General features: G+C 64.6%; 16 protein-coding genes and 1 pseudogene. 8 read left to right on the plus strand and 9 right to left on the minus strand.

The window, feature by feature from the left end; all coding sequences use genetic code 11:
* The first annotated feature begins 38 nt into the window (after positions 1-38).
* The 8 genes from nusA (at position 39) to ACFPU0_RS16595 (ending at position 10,243) form a co-directional block, all read left to right on the plus strand.
* A complete protein-coding gene (gene nusA / locus ACFPU0_RS16560; protein ID WP_377694286.1) occupies positions 39-1,520 on the plus strand; it encodes a transcription termination factor NusA in 1,482 nt (493 codons plus the stop codon).
* Between the two features lie 26 nt (positions 1,521-1,546).
* Positions 1,547-4,126 (plus strand): translation initiation factor IF-2, encoded by a 2,580-nt coding sequence (gene infB / locus ACFPU0_RS16565; RefSeq protein ID WP_377694288.1) that lies wholly within the window; start codon positions 1,547-1,549, stop codon positions 4,124-4,126.
* Positions 4,127-4,219: 93 nt separating this feature from the next.
* Complete coding sequence (gene rbfA / locus ACFPU0_RS16570; protein WP_377694290.1) at positions 4,220-4,609, plus strand: 30S ribosome-binding factor RbfA; 390 nt, start codon at positions 4,220-4,222, stop codon at positions 4,607-4,609.
* 4 nt (positions 4,610-4,613) lie between these two features.
* The gene (gene truB / locus ACFPU0_RS16575; protein ID WP_377694292.1) at positions 4,614-5,531 is read left to right on the plus strand and encodes a tRNA pseudouridine(55) synthase TruB; all 918 of its coding nucleotides are present in this window, start codon (positions 4,614-4,616) and stop codon (positions 5,529-5,531) included.
* Positions 5,532-5,625: 94 nt separating this feature from the next.
* Positions 5,626-5,895: a 30S ribosomal protein S15 gene (rpsO, locus tag ACFPU0_RS16580; RefSeq protein WP_044874075.1), complete on the plus strand. Its 270-nt coding sequence runs from the start codon at positions 5,626-5,628 to the stop codon at positions 5,893-5,895.
* A 164-nt stretch (positions 5,896-6,059) separates the two neighbouring features.
* Positions 6,060-8,168 (plus strand): polyribonucleotide nucleotidyltransferase, encoded by a 2,109-nt coding sequence (gene pnp / locus ACFPU0_RS16585; protein ID WP_377694294.1) that lies wholly within the window; start codon positions 6,060-6,062, stop codon positions 8,166-8,168.
* An 89-nt stretch (positions 8,169-8,257) separates the two neighbouring features.
* On the plus strand, positions 8,258-9,676 hold the full coding sequence (locus ACFPU0_RS16590; RefSeq protein WP_377694296.1) for a hypothetical protein: 1,419 nt from the start codon (positions 8,258-8,260) through the stop codon (positions 9,674-9,676).
* A 207-nt stretch (positions 9,677-9,883) separates the two neighbouring features.
* Complete coding sequence (locus ACFPU0_RS16595; protein ID WP_377694298.1) at positions 9,884-10,243, plus strand: BON domain-containing protein; 360 nt, start codon at positions 9,884-9,886, stop codon at positions 10,241-10,243.
* A gap of 63 nt (positions 10,244-10,306) precedes the next feature.
* Here the strand turns inward: ACFPU0_RS16595 and ACFPU0_RS16600 are convergent, their stop codons facing one another.
* From ACFPU0_RS16600 to ACFPU0_RS16640, 9 genes and pseudogenes are all read right to left on the minus strand, one after another.
* The gene (locus ACFPU0_RS16600; protein ID WP_377694300.1) at positions 10,307-11,761 is read right to left on the minus strand and encodes a rhomboid family intramembrane serine protease; all 1,455 of its coding nucleotides are present in this window, start codon (positions 11,759-11,761) and stop codon (positions 10,307-10,309) included.
* A 10-nt stretch (positions 11,762-11,771) separates the two neighbouring features.
* On the minus strand, positions 11,772-11,942 hold the full coding sequence (locus ACFPU0_RS16605) for a hypothetical protein (RefSeq protein ID WP_377694302.1): 171 nt from the start codon (positions 11,940-11,942) through the stop codon (positions 11,772-11,774).
* A 61-nt stretch (positions 11,943-12,003) separates the two neighbouring features.
* Positions 12,004-12,309 (minus strand): DUF2845 domain-containing protein, encoded by a 306-nt coding sequence (locus tag ACFPU0_RS16610; RefSeq protein WP_377694303.1) that lies wholly within the window; start codon positions 12,307-12,309, stop codon positions 12,004-12,006.
* A 55-nt stretch (positions 12,310-12,364) separates the two neighbouring features.
* Complete coding sequence (locus ACFPU0_RS16615; RefSeq protein WP_377694305.1) at positions 12,365-12,655, minus strand: DUF2845 domain-containing protein; 291 nt, start codon at positions 12,653-12,655, stop codon at positions 12,365-12,367.
* 8 nt (positions 12,656-12,663) lie between these two features.
* On the minus strand, positions 12,664-15,570 hold the full coding sequence (locus tag ACFPU0_RS16620; RefSeq protein ID WP_377694306.1) for a DUF748 domain-containing protein: 2,907 nt from the start codon (positions 15,568-15,570) through the stop codon (positions 12,664-12,666).
* A 91-nt stretch (positions 15,571-15,661) separates the two neighbouring features.
* Complete coding sequence (locus tag ACFPU0_RS16625) at positions 15,662-16,681, minus strand: class I SAM-dependent rRNA methyltransferase (protein WP_377694307.1); 1,020 nt, start codon at positions 16,679-16,681, stop codon at positions 15,662-15,664.
* Positions 16,682-16,846: 165 nt separating this feature from the next.
* Positions 16,847-17,722 carry an oxygenase MpaB family protein gene (locus tag ACFPU0_RS16630; RefSeq protein WP_377694309.1) on the minus strand — a complete coding sequence of 292 codons (876 nt, stop codon included), beginning with the start codon at positions 17,720-17,722 and terminating at the stop codon, positions 16,847-16,849.
* Between the two features lie 75 nt (positions 17,723-17,797).
* Positions 17,798-19,735 (minus strand): acetate--CoA ligase, encoded by a 1,938-nt coding sequence (gene acs / locus ACFPU0_RS16635; RefSeq protein ID WP_377694311.1) that lies wholly within the window; start codon positions 19,733-19,735, stop codon positions 17,798-17,800.
* Between the two features lie 238 nt (positions 19,736-19,973).
* Positions 19,974-20,145, minus strand: a pseudogene (locus ACFPU0_RS16640) (glucose-6-phosphate isomerase); the annotation flags it as partial.

Genomic DNA, 20,145 nt, shown 5'->3' on the forward strand with positions numbered 1-20,145 from the left:
CCCGCGGATCCAATGGATTGCGAAAGGCGAGGCGTACGATGAGCAAAGAAGTACTGCTGGTTGTTGAGTCGGTATCCAACGAAAAGGGTGTACCGGCTGGCGTGATTTTCGAGGCGCTGGAGCTGGCCCTGGCCACCGCCACCAAGAAGCGTTATGAGGACGAGGTCGACCTGCGCGTGTCGATCAATCGCCACAATGGCAACTACGACACCTTCCGTCGCTGGACTGTGGTCGAAGAAGAGGATTTCGAGGACCCGGCCATCCAGCTGACCCTCGACCAGGCCCAGGTGCGTGATGAGCACGCCAAGATCGGCGACGTCATCGAAGAGAAGATCGAGTCCATCGAGTTCGGCCGCATCGCTGCCCAGACCGCCAAGCAGGTCATTGTGCAGAAGGTGCGCGAGGCCGAGCGCGCGCAGGTGGTCGAAGCCTACCGCGAGAAGCTGGGCGACATCATTTCCGGCACTGTGAAGAAGGTCACCCGCGATAATGTCATCGTCGACCTTGGCAACAACGCCGAAGCCCTGCTGGCCCGTGAAGACATCATTGCGCGCGAAACCTTCCGCGTCGGCGCCCGCGTGCGCGCCCTGCTGAAGGAAATCCGCACCGAGAACCGCGGCCCGCAGCTGATTCTGTCGCGTACCGCGCCGCAGATGCTGATCGAGCTGTTCCGCATCGAGGTGCCGGAAATCGCCGAAGAGCTGATCGAAGTGATGGCCGCCTCCCGTGATCCGGGTTCCCGTGCCAAGATCGCCGTTCGCTCCAAGGACAAGCGCATCGATCCGCAGGGTGCCTGCATCGGCATGCGTGGCTCCCGTGTCCAGGCCGTTTCCGGTGAACTGGGTGGCGAGCGCGTCGATATCGTCCTGTGGGACGACAACCCCGCGCAGTTCGTGATCAACGCCATGGCCCCGGCCGAAGTGGTGGCAATCATCGTCGACGAAGATGCCCACGCCATGGACATCGCCGTTGCCGAGGACAACCTGGCCCAGGCCATCGGTCGTGGCGGCCAGAACGTGCGGCTGGCCAGCCAGCTGACCGGCTGGACCCTGAACGTGATGACCGAAGCGGACATCCAGGCCAAGCAGCAAGCCGAAACCGGCGACATCCTGCGTGCCTTCGTCGAAGAGCTGGAAGTGGACGAAGAGCTGGCCCAGGTACTGGTGGAAGAAGGCTTCACCAGCCTGGAAGAAATCGCCTACGTGCCCATGGAAGAAATGCTCAGCATCGACGGCTTCGACGAGGACATCGTCAACGAGCTGCGTGCGCGTGCGAAGGACCGCCTGCTGACCAAGGCTATCGCGACCGAAGAGAAACTGGCGGATGCCCAGCCTGCCGAAGACCTGCTTTCCCTGGAGGGCATGGACAAGGACCTGGCTGTTGAACTCGCCGTACGTGGCGTTATTAACCGCGAAGACCTGGCCGAGCAGTCGATCGACGACCTGCTCGACATCGACGGCATGGACGAAGAGCGTGCCGGCAAGCTGATCATGGCCGCCCGAGCCCACTGGTTCGAGTAAGTTTCGCGGCCTGAGGAGAGAAGTGCATGACGCAAGTCACGGTGAAAGAACTGGCCCAAGTGGTCGACACACCGGTTGAGCGCCTGCTGCTGCAGATGCGCGAGGCGGGATTGCCGCACACCAGCGCCGAGCAGGTTGTGACCGACAATGAGAAGCAGGCCCTGCTGGCCCATCTCAAGAGCAGCCACGGCGAGCGACTGGAAGAGCCACGCAAGATTACCTTGCAGCGCAAGACCACCACCACGCTGCGAGTTGCCGGCAGCAAGACCATCAACGTCGAAGTACGTAAGAAGAAGACTTACGTCAAACGCAGCCCCGACGAGATCGAGGCCGAGCGCCAGCGCGAACTCGAAGAGCAGCGCGCAGCGGAAGAAGCCGCTCGCCTGAAGGCTGAGGAGGAAGCTCGTCAGCGCGCCGAAGAGGCTGCCCGTCGTGAAGCCGAAGCACGCGCCAAGGAAGCCGCTGTGTCCGCCAAGGCCGAAGCAGTGGTTGTCGACGCCGTGGCTGCCGCTCCGGCCGCTGCGCCTGCTGCCGCTGCTGCTGCTGCTGCTGCTGCCTCTGCCTCTGGCGCGCCCCAGGCCCCGGCCGCTGCCGCAGCTGCCGGCGCCGAGCGCAAAAAGGAAGAGCCGCGCCGCCCCGAGCGCGCCCGCGACGAAGACGAGCGCCGCGATCGCAAGCATGCGCAGCACCGCCCGTCGCTGAAAGAGAAGGAAAAGGCTCCGGCTCCCCGTGTTGCTCCGCGCAGCACCGAGGAAGAGAGTGATGCCTTCGGTCGTCGCGGCGGTGGCCGTGGCGGCAAGTCCAAGCTGAAGAAGCGTAACCAGCACGGGTTCCAGAGCCCGACAGGACCCATTGTGCGTGAAGTCAGCATCGGCGAGACCATCACTGTGGCCGAACTGGCCGCCCAGATGGCGGTCAAGGGCGCCGAAGTCGTCAAGTTCATGTTCAAGATGGGCACCCCGGTGACCATCAACCAGGTGCTCGATCGTGAGACCGCCCAACTCATTGCCGAAGAGTTCGGCCACAAGGTCAAGCTGGTCAACGAGAACGCCCTGGAAGAGCAACTGGCCGAATCCCTGAAGTTCGAGGGTGAGGCCCTGACCCGTGCGCCGGTCGTGACTGTCATGGGTCACGTCGACCACGGCAAGACCTCCCTGCTCGACTACATCCGTCGTACCAAGGTGGCCAGCGGCGAAGCGGGTGGCATCACCCAGCACATCGGCGCCTACCACGTGGAAACCGAGCGCGGCATGGTGACTTTCCTGGATACCCCCGGCCACGCGGCGTTCACCGCCATGCGTGCCCGCGGTGCCAAGGCCACCGATATCGTCATCCTGGTGGTGGCGGCCGACGACGGCGTGATGCCGCAGACCGAAGAAGCCGTGCAGCACGCGAAAGCGGCTGGCGTGCCGATCGTGGTCGCGATCAACAAGATGGACAAGCCGGAAGCCAATCCGGACAACATCAAGAACGGCCTGGCCGCGCTGGATGTGATTCCGGAAGAGTGGGGCGGCGATACCCAGTTCGTGCCTGTTTCGGCCAAGGCCGGTACCGGCGTCGACGATCTGCTGGAAGCCGTGCTGCTGCAGGCCGAGGTACTGGAACTCACCGCGACCCCGTCGGCCCCGGGTCGTGGCGTGGTGGTCGAGTCCCGCCTGGACAAGGGCCGTGGCCCGGTGGCCACCGTGCTGGTCCAGGACGGTACCCTGCGTCAGGGCGACATGATCCTTTGCGGTGTCAACTATGGTCGCGTCCGCGCCATGCTCGACGAGAACGGCAAGCCGGTGAAAGAAGCTGGCCCGTCCATCCCGGTCGAAATCCTTGGCCTGGACGGTACTCCGGACGCCGGTGACGACCTGACCGTGGTCGCCGACGAGAAGAAGGCCCGCGAAGTCGCCCTGTTCCGTCAAGGCAAGTTCCGTGAGGTCAAGCTGGCCCGCCAGCAGTCCGCCAAGCTGGAGAACATCTTCGAAAGCATGGGCCAGGACGAGAAGAAGACCCTCAACATCGTCCTCAAGTCCGATGTGCGTGGTTCTCTCGAGGCGCTGCAAGGTGCGTTGTCGGATCTCGGCAACGAGGAAGTGCAGGTTCGTGTGGTCGGTGGCGGTGTCGGTGGTATCACCGAGAGCGACGCCAACCTGGCGCTGGCGTCCAACGCCGTGCTGTTCGGCTTCAACGTGCGTGCCGATGCCGGTGCGCGCAAGATCGTCGAGCAGGAAGGCCTCGACCTGCGCTACTACAACATCATCTATGACATCATCGAAGACGTTAAGAAAGCACTGTCCGGCATGCTGGGCAGCGAAGTCCGGGAGAACATCCTGGGTATCGCCGAAGTGCGTGACGTGTTCCGTTCGCCGAAGTTCGGCGCGATCGCCGGCTGCATGGTTACCGAAGGTCTGGTACACCGCAACCGCCCGATCCGCGTACTGCGCGACGACGTGGTGATCTTCGAGGGCGAACTGGAGTCCCTGCGCCGCTTCAAGGACGACGTTGCCGAAGTCCGTGCCGGCATGGAGTGCGGTATCGGCGTGAAGAGCTACAACGACGTCAAGGTCGGCGACAAGATCGAAGTCTTCGAGAAGGTCCAGGTGGCCCGGACGCTGTAAATACAGCGCCAGCCGGAAGCTGGAAGCTGGCAGCTGGAAGCAGGGACTTCCAGCTGCCGGTTTCCAGCTTTCAGCATTTATGAGTGAAACGAAATGGCTAAAGACTACAGCCGTACCCAGCGCATCGGCGATCAGATGCAGCGCGAACTGGCGCTGCTGATCCAGCGCGAGATCAAGGACCCGCGACTGGGCCTGGTAACCATCACCGCGGTGGATGTGAGCCGCGACCTGTCCCACGCCAAGGTGTTCATCACCGTGATGGGCCAGGACGACAATGCCGAGAAGATCCAGCTGAACCTCGACATCCTCAAGGAAGCCGCCGGTTTCCTGCGCATGCAGCTGGGCAAGGCGATGAAGCTGCGCAGCGTGCCGCAGCTGCACTTCAACTACGACGCCAGCATTCGTCGCGGCGCGGAGCTGTCGGCGCTGATCGAGCGTGCCGTTGCGGAAGACCGCAAGCATCAGGGCAACGACGAGGAGTGATGGCGTGGCCCAGGTAAAACGTATCCGCCGCAATGTCAGCGGCGTGCTGATCCTCGACAAGCCGCGTGGCATGAGTTCCAACGCCGCGCTGCAGAAGGTGCGCTGGCTGCTCAACGCCGAAAAGGCTGGTCACACCGGCAGCCTCGATCCCCTGGCCACCGGCGTGCTGCCGCTGTGTTTCGGTGAGGCGACCAAGTTCTCCCAGTACCTGCTGGATGCCGACAAAGGTTACGAGACACTGGCCCAACTGGGGGTCATCACCTCCACGGGTGACGCCGAGGGCGAGGTGACCGAGCGCCGCGAGGTGACCGTTGGTCGTGCGGACATCGAGGCGCTGCTCCCGCGTTTTCGTGGGGAAATCAAGCAGATACCGCCGATGTACTCCGCCCTGAAGAAGGATGGCCAGCCGCTCTACAAGTTGGCCCGTGCTGGCGAAGTAGTGGAGCGCGAGGCGCGTTCTGTTACTATTGCGCGCCTGGAATTGCTGGCCTGTGAAAACAGCCAGGCAAGACTGGCCGTAGCCTGCAGCAAGGGCACCTATATCCGTACCCTGGTCGAGGATCTCGGCCAGGCGCTGGGATGCGGGGCCCACGTGGCGGAGCTGCGCCGGACCCAGGCGGGCCCCTTCGTGCTGGCCCAGGCGATCAGCCTGGAGACCCTGGAGAAGGCCCACGCCGAAGGCGGCAACGAGGCACTGGACCAGTTCCTCCTGCCGGTCGACAGCGGACTGGAACATTGGCCGCTGATCCAGCTTACCGAGCACAGCGCCTACTACTGGCTTCACGGCCAGCCGGTGCGGGCTCCAGAAGCGCCGAAGTTCGGCATGATGCGAGTACAGGATCACACCGGTCGCTTCATCGGTATCGGTGAAGTGAGCGATGACGGGCGCGTAGCGCCGCGTCGACTGATTCGGTCGGAGTGACCGATCCGAGGATGGCTGTTAATAGGCACGGTCAATCCTCTCTTTTGAACACGGGGCGCAGGTCCCGGCCTATTACTCTCAGAGGAAGCCCGTCATGGCACTGAGCGTTGCTGAAAAAGCCCAGATCGTTAACGAGTACAAGCAAGCTGAAGGCGATACCGGTTCTCCGGAAGTGCAGGTTGCCCTGCTGACCGCCAACATCAACAAGCTGCAGGATCACTTCAAGGCCAACGGCAAGGACCACCACTCCCGCCGCGGTCTGATCCGCATGGTTAACCAGCGCCGCAAGCTGCTGGACTACCTGAAGGGTAAGGACACCTCTCGTTACAGCGCCCTGATCGGTCGTCTGGGTCTGCGTCGCTAAGACGCAAGCGAGCTGGAAGCTGGAATGCCGAAAGCTGGAAGCAGGACATCGCTCTTGCTTCCAGCTTTTGGCTTCCAGCTTCAAGCTTTTCTGGGACTGCACAGGGTCCGACTCCCGGCATGTCCACCGATTTCCCCCAAGGCAACACAGAGAAGGAAAACACCGTGAACCCGGTAATCAAGAAATTCCAGTTCGGTCAGTCGACCGTAACCCTCGAGACTGGCCGTATCGCCCGTCAAGCCTCCGGTGCCGTTCTGGTCACCATGGACGAAGACGTCACCGTGCTGGTGACCGTGGTCGGCGCCAAGCAGGCCGATCCGGGCAAGGGCTTCTTCCCGCTGTCCGTGCACTACCAGGAAAAGACCTACGCCGCTGGCCGCATCCCCGGTGGTTTCTTCAAGCGTGAAGGCCGTCCCTCCGAGAAGGAAACCCTGACCTCCCGCCTGATCGACCGTCCGATCCGTCCGCTCTTCCCGGAAGGCTTCCTCAACGAAGTGCAGGTCATCTGCACCGTGCTCTCCACCAACAAGAAGACCGATCCGGACATCGCGTCCATGATCGGTACCTCCGCTGCCCTGGCGATCTCCGGCATTCCCTTTGCCGGTCCGATCGGCGCCGCTCGCGTGGCCTACCACGAAGATGCCGGCTACCTGCTGAACCCGAACTACGAGCAGCTGAAAGCCTCCGCCCTGGACATGGTCGTCGCCGGTACCGAAGACGCCGTGCTGATGGTTGAGTCCGAAGCCCAGGAGCTGACCGAAGACCAGATGCTGGGCGCCGTACTGTTCGCCCACCAGGAATTCCAGGCCGTGATCCAGGCCGTCAAGGAATTCGCCGCCGAAGCCGGCAAGCCGGCCTGGAACTGGACCGCTCCGGTCGAGAACACCGCTCTGCTCAGCGCCATCAAGGCCGAGTTCGGCGAGGCCATTTCCCAGGCCTACACCATCACCATCAAGCAGGACCGCTACAGCCGCCTGGACGAGCTGCGCGATCAGGTCATCGCCCGCTTCGCCGGCGAGGAAGCCGGCCAGTTCCCGGCTGGTGAAGTGAAAGACGCTTTCGGCCTGCTGGAATACCGCACCGTTCGCGAGAACATCGTCAACGGCAAGCCGCGTATCGACGGCCGTGACACCCGCACCGTTCGTCCGCTGAAGGTCGAAGTCGGCGTGCTGGACAAGACCCACGGCTCCGCCCTGTTCACCCGTGGCGAAACCCAGGCCCTGGTGGTCGCCACCCTCGGCACCGCCCGTGACGCCCAGCTGCTGGACACCCTGGAAGGCGAGCGCAAGGACGCCTTCATGCTGCACTACAACTTCCCGCCCTTCTCGGTGGGCGAGTGCGGCCGCATGGGCAGCGCCGGTCGCCGCGAAATCGGCCACGGCCGCCTGGCCCGTCGTGGCGTTTCCGCCATGCTGCCGAAAGGCGACGAGTTCCCCTACACCATCCGCGTGGTGTCCGAGATCACCGAATCCAACGGTTCCAGCTCCATGGCTTCCGTCTGCGGCGCCTCCCTGGCCCTGATGGACGCCGGCGTGCCGATGAAGGCGCCGGTTGCCGGTATCGCCATGGGCCTGGTGAAGGAAGGTGACAAGTTCGCCGTCCTGACCGACATCCTGGGTGACGAAGACCACCTGGGCGACATGGACTTCAAGGTAGCCGGTACCGCCAAGGGCGTGACCGCGCTGCAGATGGACATCAAGATCAACGGCATCACCGAAGAGATCATGGAAATCGCCCTGGAGCAGGCCCTGGAAGCGCGCCTGAACATCCTCGGCCAGATGAACCAGGTGATCGCCGAGTCCCGCAGCGAGCTGTCGGCCAACGCTCCGACCATGCTGGCCATGAAGATCGATCCGGACAAGATCCGTGACGTGATCGGCAAGGGCGGCGCCACCATCCGTGGCATCTGCGAAGAGACCAAGGCCTCCATCGATATCGAAGACGATGGCAGCGTGAAGATCTTCGGCGAGACCAAGGAAGCCGCTGAAGCTGCCAAGCAGCGCGTCCTGGCGATCACTGCCGAAGCCGAGATCGGCAAGGTCTACGTCGGCAAGGTCGAGCGCATCGTCGACTTCGGTGCCTTCGTCAACATCCTGCCGGGCAAGGACGGTCTGGTGCACATCTCGCAGATCAGCGACAAGCGCATCGACAAGGTCACCGACGTGCTGAAGGAAGGCCAGGAAGTCAAAGTCCTGGTCCTGGACGTCGACAACCGCGGCCGTATCAAGCTGTCGATGAAGGACGTGGAAGCCGCCGAGGCCTCCGGCGTCTGATGATCGCCAGCCGATAGAAGAGAGGGCCCCTTGCGGGCCCTCTTTTTTTGCCGGGAGAATGGCGAACCGCCATCGTGCCTGGAACAGTCATGGACAAGACGCTCTGCCAGTACCACCCCGCCCAACCCGCAACCTGGCACTGCGTGCCCTGCCAGCGCCACTACGGCGACTGCTGCATTCCCCTCAATGCCGACGCACCGGATGACAGCCCGGCCTGTCCGCTGTGCCGCGGCCAGTTGACCTTTCTCGGCGCGGCCAATACCGCGCAACCCTTCTGGGAGCGCCTGCCGCAGTTCTTCGCCTATGGCCTGCAGGCCAACCCGCTGGCCTTCAGCGCCTTGCTGGCCCTGGCCGGCCTGTTCATGCCGCGGTCACTGATCCTCTGGATCGCCCTGCTGAGCGTGGCCACCAAGTACTTCCACTGCGTGATCGAGGCCAGCAGCGAAGGCGTGCGCGAAGCCCCCAGCCTGGTCAGCGCCTTCACCGGTGAGGGCTTCTCGCTGTTCTTCAAGCAGATGGCGGTGTTCCTCATCGCCCTGGGTGCGCTCTGGCTGGCGGCGGACTTCAACAGCGAGACGATCTTCTGGGTGGTGAACATCGCCATCGTCCTGCTGCTGCCCGCCAGCATCATCCGCCTGGCATTGAGCAAGGAACTGGGCGCGGCGCTGAGCCCCGATCAGGTCGGGGATGTGATCAAGGCGATGGGCTGGCGCTACCTGATCCTCTGCGCCTTCCTCTTCATCCTCTGGCAATCCCCCGGCTATGTCGCCTGGATGCTCTCCAGCGGCTTGCCCAAGGTGGTGCTGATGCCGATCGCTACCTTCCTTTTCGGCTACTTCGGCGTAGTGATGTGCAGCATGATGGGCTATGCCGTTTTCCAGTATCAGGGTGCCTTGGGCTTCGCCATCGCCGAGGAGGGCAGCCAGCAGGGGTTCCCGGAGCAGGAGTGGCGCCGCCGCAAGGCCCTGGCCGAAGCGGAGATCCGACTCAAGGAAGGGCAGAGCGATGGTGCCCTCGAGGTGCTCGACAGCGCCCTGCAGCGCAACCCCTCCGATCTGCGCCTGAACGAGCGTCTCCATCAGTTGCTCCACGGCCTCGGCGCCCGTGATCGCTGCCTGCGCCACCTGGACCACTACCTGCCGCTGGTGGCCGGCCAGAACCCGGCCCTGGCCGCTAGCGCATTGCTCAACGCTCGGCAGTTCAAGGCCGACTATCTGCCCGGCGACGCCCTGGTCTGCGAGCAGGTGGCTGCGGCCCTGCTGGATCGCCATAGGGTCCGCGAGGGGCTGAGCCTGCTGCGCAACCTGCACCAGCGCTTCCCCGACTACCCGCACATCCCCCGCGCCTACTTGCTGGCTGCCCGTGGATTTGCCGAGGGCCTGGGGCAGCTGGAGCCGGCACAGAGGCTGCTGGCCTATATCCGTGCGCGCTACCCGGCCTCGCCGTTGCTGGACCAGGTCAGTGCCCTCGAGGGCACTATCACCAGGTTGAGCGATGCTGCGCGCTGAGCCCGCTTTCGTCGTGCAGTCTGCAAGGTCACTGCGGCGCGAACTTGCAGACTGCAAGCAGGCGGCTTTCAACTCTTGATTTCATGTTCCTGTTTTTATTGGTTTTTTCTGTTCTTCGGAAGCTGGCACAGGCCTTGCGGCATTCCTTGTGACCCTGCAGCCAGGAGCTTGCTGCAGACGTTCCGAAGAAAAGAGGAGACCTACCTCATGAAACAGTCTTTCACCAAGTGGACTTTTGCCGCTGTCACTGCCGCCGCCCTGAGCCTGCCGTTCGCGGCCGGCGTCTATGCAGAAACCAGCGGTCACACGATGCTGGCAGCCAGCGAGACCATGCAGAAAGCCGAAGATGCGGTCTCCGACACCTGGATCACCAGCAAGGTCAAATCCAAATTCCTGGCCGACAAGAACCTCAACGGCATGGATATCAAGGTCGAAACCAAGCAAGGTGTCGTCGCGCTGTCCGGTATGGTGAAGACCGATGCCGAGCGCGAACTGGCCATTGAAACCGCCAAGAACATCAAGGGTGTCACTGCGGTATCCGCCGACGGTCTGAAGTCGTCCGAGTAATGCCTGATTCTCCAGGCATGAACACAAGGCCCCGCAATCGCGGGGCTTTGTGCCGGTGGAGCCTCAGCGCGCCAGGTGCTGTTGGTAGAGCGCCAGCTGGCGGGTCTGTTCGGCGTCCGGGAAGGCTCGGCGAAGGTATTGAACGAGTTCGCCGACGCCGCGCAGGTCCTGGCGCTGGCCCAGCAGCTTGGCCAGTTGCAGCGTAAGTCCGGGGAGCTGGGCCGGTGCCGGGCTCACCTGGCTGAGACGACGCCAGGGCACCAGGGCACGGCCTCCGTCGCCGGCCTTGAGCAGGCGTTGCAGCAGGTGCAGGAGCACGCTCGGATGCTGTAGCAGGCGTTGTTGCGGGTCGGCGGCGTCGTCGGCCAGCTTTTGCAGAAGCGGCAGGGCGATGGCCAGTTCCGGCAGGCTGAACAGCTGTTTCAGCACGGCGGCCAGCAGGGCTTTGTCCTGGCGGCTCTTGGCCAGCGGGTAGAGGCGCTCCAGCAGGGCTGCTCGGCCGGGGTAACGCTGCAACAGGTCGAGCCCCCGTGAAGCGGCCTGATCCAGGGCGAAGCGGCCGACCAGCTGGTCCAGCGCTGCCAGTTCGCGCTTGAACGGCGCGTCCGGGTCTTCCTTGTTCAGGTAGGCCTCGTCCACCCTGAGGACGCCCGACAGCCGAAGCAGCCAGGTGGCCAGGAAACCGAATGCGAGACCACCAAGGTGGGCGTAGTAATTCACATGGTCGTCGGCCAGCAGCAAGCCATAGAGTTCCTTGGCGAGCCATGCGGGGAATATCCACAGGGCGGGAGCCTTGAAGTAACCGATCAGCGGGCCGAGCCAGTAGAAAAACCTGATCTTGCGCAGGCCATAGACGCCGATGGTCATGCCCATCAGCCCCGAGACCGCGCCGGAGGCGCCGATACCGGCGACCCAGGCAGGGTCCAGGGCCCACCAGAGCAGGTGTGAGGCGAGGCCGCTGCCAAGGTACAGACCGAGGTAGACCCAGCGTCCCAGGGCTGCTTCCAGGGCGAAGCCGCAGATGAACAGGAAGATCATGTTGCCCAGCAGGTGATCGAAGCTGCCATGCAGGAACATGGCGCCGAACAGCCCCTGGACGCTGAACTTGTTGGGTATGAATCCGAAGCGCAGGGCACTGATCCGGTCCCGCGCCGCTTCGGCGTGCTGCCGTGCCTGCTGCCAGGCGGGGTCGGCCTGGTAGGCCGGGGCGCGATGCAGCCAGTTCTCGAATTCCAGGTCGCGGAGTATCACCGCTGCCAGGTCCTGGCGACGCATGGCGTTCACCGCCTGGCGCTGGTCGGCGTCGAGTGCTTCCCGCGCCGCCAGGTGGTCGACGAACAGGGCGCGCTCGCGGTTGAGCAGTCCGCCGTCCAGGTAAAGCTGCCGGGCTTCTTCGGTGCGCTCCCTGTCGCCGCTCTGGTAGCCGATGTAGATCAGGGCGTTGAGCAGGATCAGCAGCAGGGTGATGACCGGCGGCCGCCGCCAGTCCAGGGGTTGATCGGCGGGGAGGATGATCATGGCGCGCGGCTCAGTTGCGTTTGCCGTCGATATCGCTGAGGCGGTCGCCGACGAATCCGAGGTAGTGGTCCACGTTGCCGGGGCTGTAGACCCGTTCCTCCCCCTGCATCTCCTGGCATCCGCTGGTGGTTTCCGAGTAGCCGATGAAACGGCGGGCGAAGAAGCAGGCGAGGACTTTCATGGGGGCGGACATCCTTTCCGTCTGGGAAGCCGCAGAGCCTAGCATTCCGCCCGAACGGCTGTCAGTTGCCGCGCTTGCTGTCGATGTCGCGCAGGCGATCACCCTCGAAGCGGAGGAACTGGTACATGCCATTGCGTGGGCCGTAGACCCATTCCTCGACTCGCACTTCGATGCGCCGGTAGTACCCGTCCGTCACTTCCCTGTAGCCCAGGTCACTGCGGCTGACGGGTTCGCCGCACTTTTCCAGTACCTCGCTGGCGGTGTCGTCGAGGCTGACCAGGCTGCTGTTGCAGCGCAGGGTGGATGAGGCCTGGGCGGTATCCAGGGCCAGGAGCAGGGGCAGGCAGAGAAGGGCGGGAACTTTCACGCGGCGGTCCGGAATGCGGGGCAGGCCTACAGCCTACACCCGGCGCAAGGGCGCGTCAGCGGCTGCGCTTGGTCTCGATTCGCACCAGCCGGTTGCCCTCGAAGGTGAGGATGCTGAGCATGCCGTTGCTGGGCCCGTAGACCCACTCCTCCACCGTGAATTCGCGCCGATCGTAGGAGCCGAGGGTATAGCCGACCTGGTCGCGGTGCACCGGCTCGCCACACTTCTGCAGCACCTCGAAGCTGCGGTCGCCGATGCTGACCAGCTTGCTGCCGCAGCGCATGGTCTCGGCCCCGGCCGCAGTGGCCAGGGCGAGCGCCAGCAGGGCGAACGGCAGCGTACGCATGGGGCCTCCTACTCGCTGTCCAGGTGCAGCGGGGTAATCACCTCTCCGGCCTGGTTGGGCTCCACCATGCTGATGTCCAGCAGGAAGATGCGGTCGTCGGCGAGGCCGCCGCGGTCAACCAGATAGTCCTTGATGCTGGCGGCACGGGCCTGGCCCAGTTGACGCAGCAGCAGGTCGCTCTGGGCCCAGGAGGCGAGGACCGCTTCGCGGAGCTTGGCAGCGCGCTGCTCGCTGTCCAGGTCCTCCCACTCCGCCGGCGGCTGCTGCTTCAGGCGGCTGCGGTAGATGCCCTCCAGCATAGGCGCTTTCTCGTCTTCCGGAACCTCGATCTGGCTGGCTTCGGCCGGAACCTTGTCGCCCCGGCGCTGGGCGATCTTGTAGTAGGTGCTCTGGTACTCCCGGGCAAGGCGCTGTTCGGCCAGCGGCGGGCCGTCGGCGGCCTTGGCGCTGGCGCCTTCCACTTCCAGGCGCAGGGCCGGGCGTTTCTTCAGCGCTTCGGCCAGGGTGTCCAGGCCTTTCTGTGCCTCGGCGTCCAGCTCGCTGCTGCCGGCCTGGAAGGGCACCTGGCCAAGGTCTTCGCCGCTGCCGCCGACCAGGCCGGCGACGAAGTTGAAGGGCGCCTGGACCGCACGCAGCACCAGGTTGCGCAGGGTTTGCCAGATGATTGGCGCGACGCTGAACTGCGGATCGTTGAGGTTGCCGGCCACCGGCAGCTGGATGTCGATCTTGCCTTCGGTGTCCTTGAGCAGCGCCACCGCCAGGCGCACCGGCAGGTCTACCGCATCGGGGCTGGATACCTGTTCGCCGAGCTGCAATTGCTCGAGTACCAGGTGGTTTTCCGCCTTCAGCTGACCTTTCGCGATCTGGTAGTGCAGGTCCAGGTTCAGCCGGCCCTTGCGGATGCGGTAACCGGCGAACTTGCCCGAGTAGGGCGTCAGGGTGGTCAGCTCGACGCGCTTGAAGCTGGTGGCGATGTCGAGGCTGTCCAGCGGGTCGAAGGGGTTCAGGCTGCCCTTGATGGTCACCGGCGCATAGCGGTCCACCTTGCCGTTCACCGCGACCTTGGCCGGCTTGGGTTCGCGGTTGTCGAGGGTGCCGATCTCGCCATTGAGCTGCTGGATGGCGGTGGCGAAGTTCGGCGTGAGACTGAAGTCGGCGAAGTTGGCCGATCCGTCCTTGATCTCGATGCCGCCGATGCGGATTCCCAGGGGCTTGCCGGCCGGCTCCGGCTGGGCGCCGGCGGCGGGTTGCGGGTTGGCCTCGGCGGGTTGCTTGATCACCAGGTCGCTGGCGTTGGTGGTCAGGTCTTCGTTGATGATGAAGCGTGCATAGGGCTGGTTCAGGCTCACCTTGTCGATGCTCAGGCTGTCGCCGTGCTGGTAGTTGAGGCCATCCACCAGCAGCTGCTGCCATTTGACGAAATCGCGCTCCTTGAGGGTATCCAGCGTGTGCATCTGGTTGACCAGGGCGCGGCCGGTGACGCCCAGGGCCAGCGGTTCGGTGCTCTTGAGATCGACGTTGAGGTCGCTGTCGAGCAGGCCGCTGCGCAGTTCCAGGCGCACGAAGGGGCTGAGGTAGGCCTGGGCGACACGCAGGTCGATATCGCGGGTCTGTACCTGGAACCTGGCGGTAGTGGGCTTGAGCTGTACCTGGCCGACCGCCTGCAGCTTGCCCTGCTTGCCGAGGCCGGTGTCCAGGCTGAGGTCGAAGGGGGATTCGCCGCGGCTGTCGAAGTCCTTGAGGTCCAGGTTCAGCGGGCCCAGCTCGAGCTGCACCGGATCCTTGGGCACCCGATCGGCCAGGTGCACCTTGTAGCCGCGGAGTCGGGTCTCACGCAGCTTGACCACCCAGGGTCTGGACGCTTCGGCCTGTTCGCCGGCGGGCTTTTCGTCGGCCTGGGGGGTGGGCTTGGCTTCGCTGGCGAAGAGCTTCTGCCAGTCCAGTTGGCCGTCGGCATCGCGGGCGGCCCAGGTTTCCAGGTTCTGGCTGTGGACCTTGCCGATCAGCACTTCCTGTTTGGCCAGGTCCAGGGAGCTGTCGCTGATTTCCAGCAGTTCGAGGTTGGCCAGGGGGCGATTGTCCGGTGCCTTGATGGCGAATGGGGCGACCTTGATCCAGAGCTTTTCCAGGTTGAGCTGGGTGCCCTTGGCCAGGTTCAGCCGGTAGTCGGTGGACAGGCTCAGCACACCCTTGTCCAGGACCAGGGGCACGGCGTCGCGGACATAGGGCCAGAAGGCCTTCATCTTGCCATCGGTGATCTTCAGCTGGCCGCTGGACGCGAGCGGGACCAGGCTGATCTGGCCCTGCCAGTCGATGCGCCCGCCGTAGGGACCGGTCGCCACCAGGAACATCTCGGCATTGTCGTTCGGCAAGGTGCTGAGGTTGCGCAGTTCCAGGTTCAGGGAGTCGTAGACGAATTCGATGGGTTCGCTGGGGCGCAGGTCCTGGAAATGCAGGCCGCCTTCGATCAGCTTGATGCGCTCGATGCGCAGGGGAAAGGCCTCTCCCGCCGGCTCTTCCGGCTTGGATTCACTGGGTGGCAGCTTGAACAGTCGGGTGAGGTTGAGGCTGCCGTCCTTGGCGAACAGCACCTCGGTGGTGGCCTTTTCCAGTTCCACGTCCGCCAGGTGCAGGGCACCGGACCAGAGGCTGTCCAGTTGCAGGTTGGCGTAGAGTCGCTCGAAGCCGGCCTGCTCGGCCTTGTCGTCGCCTATGTGCAGGCCCCAGAGGGTCAGCTCCAGGCTGAAGGGGTTGAGCTGGATGCGTTCCAGCTGCGCCGGCACAGTGGAGTACTGAGCCAGTTGCTGGTTGGCGACACGCAGGGCGATTCCCGGAATGATCAGAAAGCCAAGCAGGCTGTACAGCGCTACGACGATCAGCAGGGCGCAGGCGGCCCGTTTCAATCCTTTGTACATGAGGCGTCAACTATCCCGGCAAAGAGTGCCTTGGATTATGGCACGGCCTCAGGGTTCCGCCTGATGGCTGGATCTCGTTACCGCGCGGCTTTCAGAGTTGCAGGACCAGGGTCTTGAGCGGCTGGCGCGCATCCTGGGAGGGGAAGTCGGCGGCGGGCGCCAGTTGCTGGCAGTCGCGCACCGGCCGACCCAGTTTGCTGGCGCAGCGCAGCACCTGCTCGCGCCAATCTTCCATGGCCACCTTGGCCAGGTTGTTGTTGCACACCAGCACACCACCCTCTGCGGTCGCCAGCAGCGCCGGCTTGAGCAGGCTCTGGTAGTCGCGCAGGAGGTCCACGGTGCCGAAGGCGCTCTTGGCCCAGGCCGGCGGGTCGAGGAACACCAGGTCGAACTGGCGCTGTTCCAGGCGCGGGTAGCTGGGCAGCTTCTGGCCGTGACGGCGGGCGATGGGCAGCCCGGCCAACTGGCGGATGGCGGGGAAGTAGTCGGACTGCACGAAGTGCATGGCTGCCAGTTCCGGGTTCAACGCACCGTTCTCGCGGCCGACCGCCAGGTTGCCCTCGGCGAAGTCCAGGTTCCACACCTCGCTGGCGCCGCCTGCGGCCGCACAGAGGCCAACGCCGCAGGTGTAGGCGAAGAGGTTGAGCACCGACTTGCCGGCACTGTTGTCCTTCACCCAGCCGCGGGTGTTGCGCAGGTCGAGGAAGAGCAGCGGGTCCTGGCCGGGATGACGGCCGCGTACCCGGTAGTTCAGGCCCCATTCGTGGCCCACCAGGTCTTCCAGGGCCGCGGGCTCGGCCTGATAGACCGGGTCGCGGCGATCGATACGCGAGTTGCCCCGGGAGCGGTCGTTGTAGACCAGCAGCAGCTTCTTCCCGAGGCGTTCCTCCACGGTCGCGGCCAGTGCCAGCAGAGGCTCGCGCTCCAACGGCTGGTGGAAACTCTGCACCATCAGTTGCGGGCCGTAGCGGTCGACGGTCAGGCCGGGGGCGCCTTCCTGGCTGCCATGGAACAGCCGGTAGCAGTCGGTGCCCTGGTCATGGAGTTCGGCCAGCAGTGCCTGGCGGTTATCGAGAGCGGCGCGCAGCGCCTGGTGGAGAGCGGATGACATGCGCGGCGTCTCGCAGAAAGGGGCGCGCAGTTTAACAAAGGGAGAAGAGGCGGAGCCTTCACAGGGTGGAAATCGCAACGCGATTTCCACCAGTGGGAGGTGTGTTCTGCTTGAAGGCCAGAAAAGCGCTGTCCACCCTGCGGAGCGAAGTCCCGGGATAGGCGCTCAGCGTGGCGCCAGCCCCATGCGCCTGCGTGCGCGATGAACCGCGCCGTTGCGCATGGCCCAGCGCAGCAGCGGCGCCACGCGCCAGACCCAGGCACGCACGACGCGGCGCTGCCAGGGACGCTGGTGGAGGCCGAGCTTGGCGCCGGCCCAGTCCGGGAGCAGGTCGATACCGGCCTGCATCATCAGCAGGCCGAATGGCTTGGTCATGGCGCTGGGCGCGGGAGCGGCGAGGAGGATGCGTACCACCTCCAGGCACCGTTCGTCGCAGAATAGCTGCGGGCGCATGGCCTCGAGGTAGTCCGCCACTTCCTGGCGGGACTTCGGCACGTCGCGAGCGCCCAGGCGTTCGGCCACGAGGGCGATCTCGGCGTAGTAGCGGTCCTGGTCCTCGCCGGAAAGCCGCGGGTTGAGGTAGCGCAGGTGAGCCTTGAGAAAGCAGCTGACTTCGACGACATGGACCCAGGTCAACAGGGCGGGGTCGCTGGCCGCGTAAGGACGGCCGTCGGGGGCGACGCCGATCACCTGCTGGTGGATGCCGCGTACCCTTTCGATCAGCCAGTCGGCGTCCTTGCGGGTACCGTAGGTGGTGCCGGAAATGAACTGGCCGGTGCGGCGCAGGCGGCCGAGCATGTCCTTGCGGAAATTGGAGTGGTCCCAGACGCCGGCCAGGGCCAGGGGATGCAGCATCTGCAGCAGCAGGGCACTGATGCCGCCGATCATCATCGAGGTGAAGTCGCCGTGGACCTTCCAGGTCACCGAATCCGGGCCGAACAGCCCGGGATCGCCCTTGGGGTTCTCTAAGTCCAGTTGGCCGAGGGCGAGGCCGGTGAGTCCGATGATCTGGCGTTCGATACGGCGGCGGATGAATTCCATGGGCAAGCGTCAAGCTTCAAGCCCCAAGCGGCAAGTGGGGCACTTGCCGCTTGCCGCTTGAAGCTTGCGACTCCTTTACTGGTTGAGGCGTTTGTCGATCAGGTTCTGCACCACCGACGGATCGGCCAGGGTGGAAGTGTCGCCGAGATTATCCAGCTCGTCGCAGGCGATCTTGCGCAGGATGCGCCGCATGATCTTGCCCGAGCGGGTCTTCGGCAGGCCCGGGGCCCACTGGATCAGCTCGGGCTTGGCGAAGCTGCCGATCTCCTTGCTGACCAGGGCGAGCAGTTCCTTCTTCAGGTCCTCAGTGGGTTCCAGGCCCTTCATCGGCGTGACGAAGGCGTAGATGCCCTGGCCCTTGAGGTCATGGGGGTAGCCCACCACCGCGGCCTCGGCCACGGCGTCGTGCAGCACCAGAGCGCTCTCCACCTCGGCGGTGCCGATGCGGTGCCCGGAGACGTTGATCACGTCGTCGACGCGGCCCGTGATCCAGTAATAGCCATCCTCGTCGCGGCGCGCGCCATCGCCGGTGAAGTAGTAGCCGGGGTAAGCGGAGAAGTAGGTATCGATCATCCGCTTGTGGTCACCGTAGACGCTGCGGATCTGGCTCGGCCAGCTGGCCTTGATCGCCAGCACGCCTGAGCCTGCGCCCTCGATCTCCTTGCCTTTCTCGTCCAGCAGCACCGGCTGCACGCCGAAGAAGGGGTGGGTCGCCGAACCTGGCTTGAGGGTGGTGGCGCCGGGCAGCGGAGTGATGAGGATGCTGCCGGTTTCGGTCTGCCACCAGGTGTCGACTATGGGGCAGCGCTTGTCGCCGACAACGTTGTAGTACCACTCCCAGGCTTCCGGGTTGATCGGCTCGCCGACGCTGCCGAGCAGGCGCAGGCTGGCGCGGGAGGTCTTTTTCACCGGGGACTCGCCCTCGCGCATCAGGGCGCGGATAGCGGTGGGCGCCGTGTAGAAGATGTTCACCTGGTGCTTGTCGATCACTTGCCAGAACCGCGAGGCGTCCGGGTAGTTGGGCACGCCCTCGAACACCAGGGTGGTGGCACCGTTGGCCAGGGGGCCGTAGACGATGTAGCTGTGGCCGGTAACCCAGCCCACGTCCGCGGTGCACCAGAAGATGTCGCCGTCGTGGTAGTCGAACACGTACTTGTGGGTCATGGCCGCGCACAGCAGATAGCCGCCGGTGGTATGCAGCACGCCCTTGGGTTTGCCGGTGGAGCCGGAGGTATAGAGGATGAACAGCGGGTCCTCGGCGTCCATCCATTCCGGTGGGCAGTCCTCGCTGGCGCCGTGCAGGACCTCGTGGTACCAGAGGTCGCGCCCCTCCACCCAGTCGATCTTGCCTTCGGTGCGCTGGACCACCAGCACCGAGGAGACGTTCGGGCAATCCTTCAGCGCCTTGTCGACGTTCTGCTTGAGCGGGATGTATTTGCCGCCGCGCACGCCCTCGTCGGCGGTGATCACGGTGCGGCAGTCGGCGTCGAGGATGCGGTCGCGCAGGGCGTCCGGGGAGAAGCCGCCGAACACTACCGAATGCACGGCGCCGATGCGTGCGCAAGCCAGCATGGCGTAGGCGGCTTCCGGGATCATCGGCATGTAGATGCAGACCCGGTCGCCCTTTTTCACGCCGCGGCTCTTCAGCACGTTGGCCAGGCGGGTGACATGGCTGTACAGCTTGCGGTAGGTGATCTGCGCGGATTCGCTGGGGTTGTCGCCTTCCCAGATGATGGCGACCTGGTCGCCGCGCTGTTCCAGATGGCGGTCGATGCAGTTGTAGGCGACGTTCAGCTTGCCGCCCTTGAACCACTCGGCCTCGCCCTTCTTCAGATCGCTGCGGTGCAGTTGGTCCCAGGGCTTGAACCAGGTGAGGAAACTGGTGGCCTGCTCGCCCCAGAACAGGTCGGGTTGTTCGACGGACTGCTGGTAGAGGCGCAGGTAGGCATCGTTGTCGATGAGGGCGTGCTTGTGCACGGCGTCCGGCACGGGGTGAAGGCTGATCTCGTACATGGCGGGTCCTTGTTGTTGTGCATCCGAGATGGCGATAAGGGTGCATCCAAGCCATTGCCCGGTTCAAGGGTTGTCCATGGAGTTTTGAACGCCGGGAGCGGCGAATCGTTCAGGGGCCTCTGTCGTCGGGGGGAGGGGCGAAGTGGTGCCGGGTCTCGAGGGACCGCCTGGTGTGCGTGCAGCGGTGCTGCTGCTTCATTCGCGATAAAGGGCCGCAGGGCGGCCCCGAATATTCACTTCAGCCGCGATGCCGTGCACGGAAGAAGTCGATCAGGCCCTGGGTCGAGCCGTCCTCGGCCGGGGCGCCGTCCTGGCCGATCAGCCGCGAATAGACGGCCTTGCCCAGCTCCTTGCCCAGCTCCACGCCCCACTGGTCGAAGGCGTTGATGCCCCAGAGCACGCTCTGCACA

The organism is Pseudomonas sp. GCM10022186, from assembly GCF_042656385.1.
Lineage (GTDB): Bacteria > Pseudomonadota > Gammaproteobacteria > Pseudomonadales > Pseudomonadaceae > Metapseudomonas.

Excerpts from the sequence above, each read along its gene's own strand:
- nusA (WP_377694286.1), top strand. The coding sequence starts at position 39 with ATGAGCAAAGAAGTACTGCTGGTTGTTGAGTCGGTATCCAACGAAAAG.
- infB (WP_377694288.1), top strand. The coding sequence starts at position 1,547 with ATGACGCAAGTCACGGTGAAAGAACTGGCCCAAGTGGTCGACACACCG.
- rbfA (WP_377694290.1), top strand. The coding sequence starts at position 4,220 with ATGGCTAAAGACTACAGCCGTACCCAGCGCATCGGCGATCAGATGCAG.
- rpsO (WP_044874075.1), top strand. The coding sequence starts at position 5,626 with ATGGCACTGAGCGTTGCTGAAAAAGCCCAGATCGTTAACGAGTACAAG.
- ACFPU0_RS16590 (WP_377694296.1), top strand. The coding sequence starts at position 8,258 with ATGGACAAGACGCTCTGCCAGTACCACCCCGCCCAACCCGCAACCTGG.
- ACFPU0_RS16595 (WP_377694298.1), top strand. The coding sequence starts at position 9,884 with ATGAAACAGTCTTTCACCAAGTGGACTTTTGCCGCTGTCACTGCCGCC.
- ACFPU0_RS16600 (WP_377694300.1), bottom strand. The coding sequence starts at position 11,761 with ATGATCATCCTCCCCGCCGATCAACCCCTGGACTGGCGGCGGCCGCCG.
- ACFPU0_RS16605 (WP_377694302.1), bottom strand. The coding sequence starts at position 11,942 with ATGAAAGTCCTCGCCTGCTTCTTCGCCCGCCGTTTCATCGGCTACTCG.
- ACFPU0_RS16615 (WP_377694305.1), bottom strand. The coding sequence starts at position 12,655 with ATGCGTACGCTGCCGTTCGCCCTGCTGGCGCTCGCCCTGGCCACTGCG.
- ACFPU0_RS16620 (WP_377694306.1), bottom strand. The coding sequence starts at position 15,570 with ATGTACAAAGGATTGAAACGGGCCGCCTGCGCCCTGCTGATCGTCGTA.
- ACFPU0_RS16625 (WP_377694307.1), bottom strand. The coding sequence starts at position 16,681 with ATGTCATCCGCTCTCCACCAGGCGCTGCGCGCCGCTCTCGATAACCGC.
- ACFPU0_RS16630 (WP_377694309.1), bottom strand. The coding sequence starts at position 17,722 with ATGGAATTCATCCGCCGCCGTATCGAACGCCAGATCATCGGACTCACC.
- acs (WP_377694311.1), bottom strand. The coding sequence starts at position 19,735 with ATGTACGAGATCAGCCTTCACCCCGTGCCGGACGCCGTGCACAAGCAC.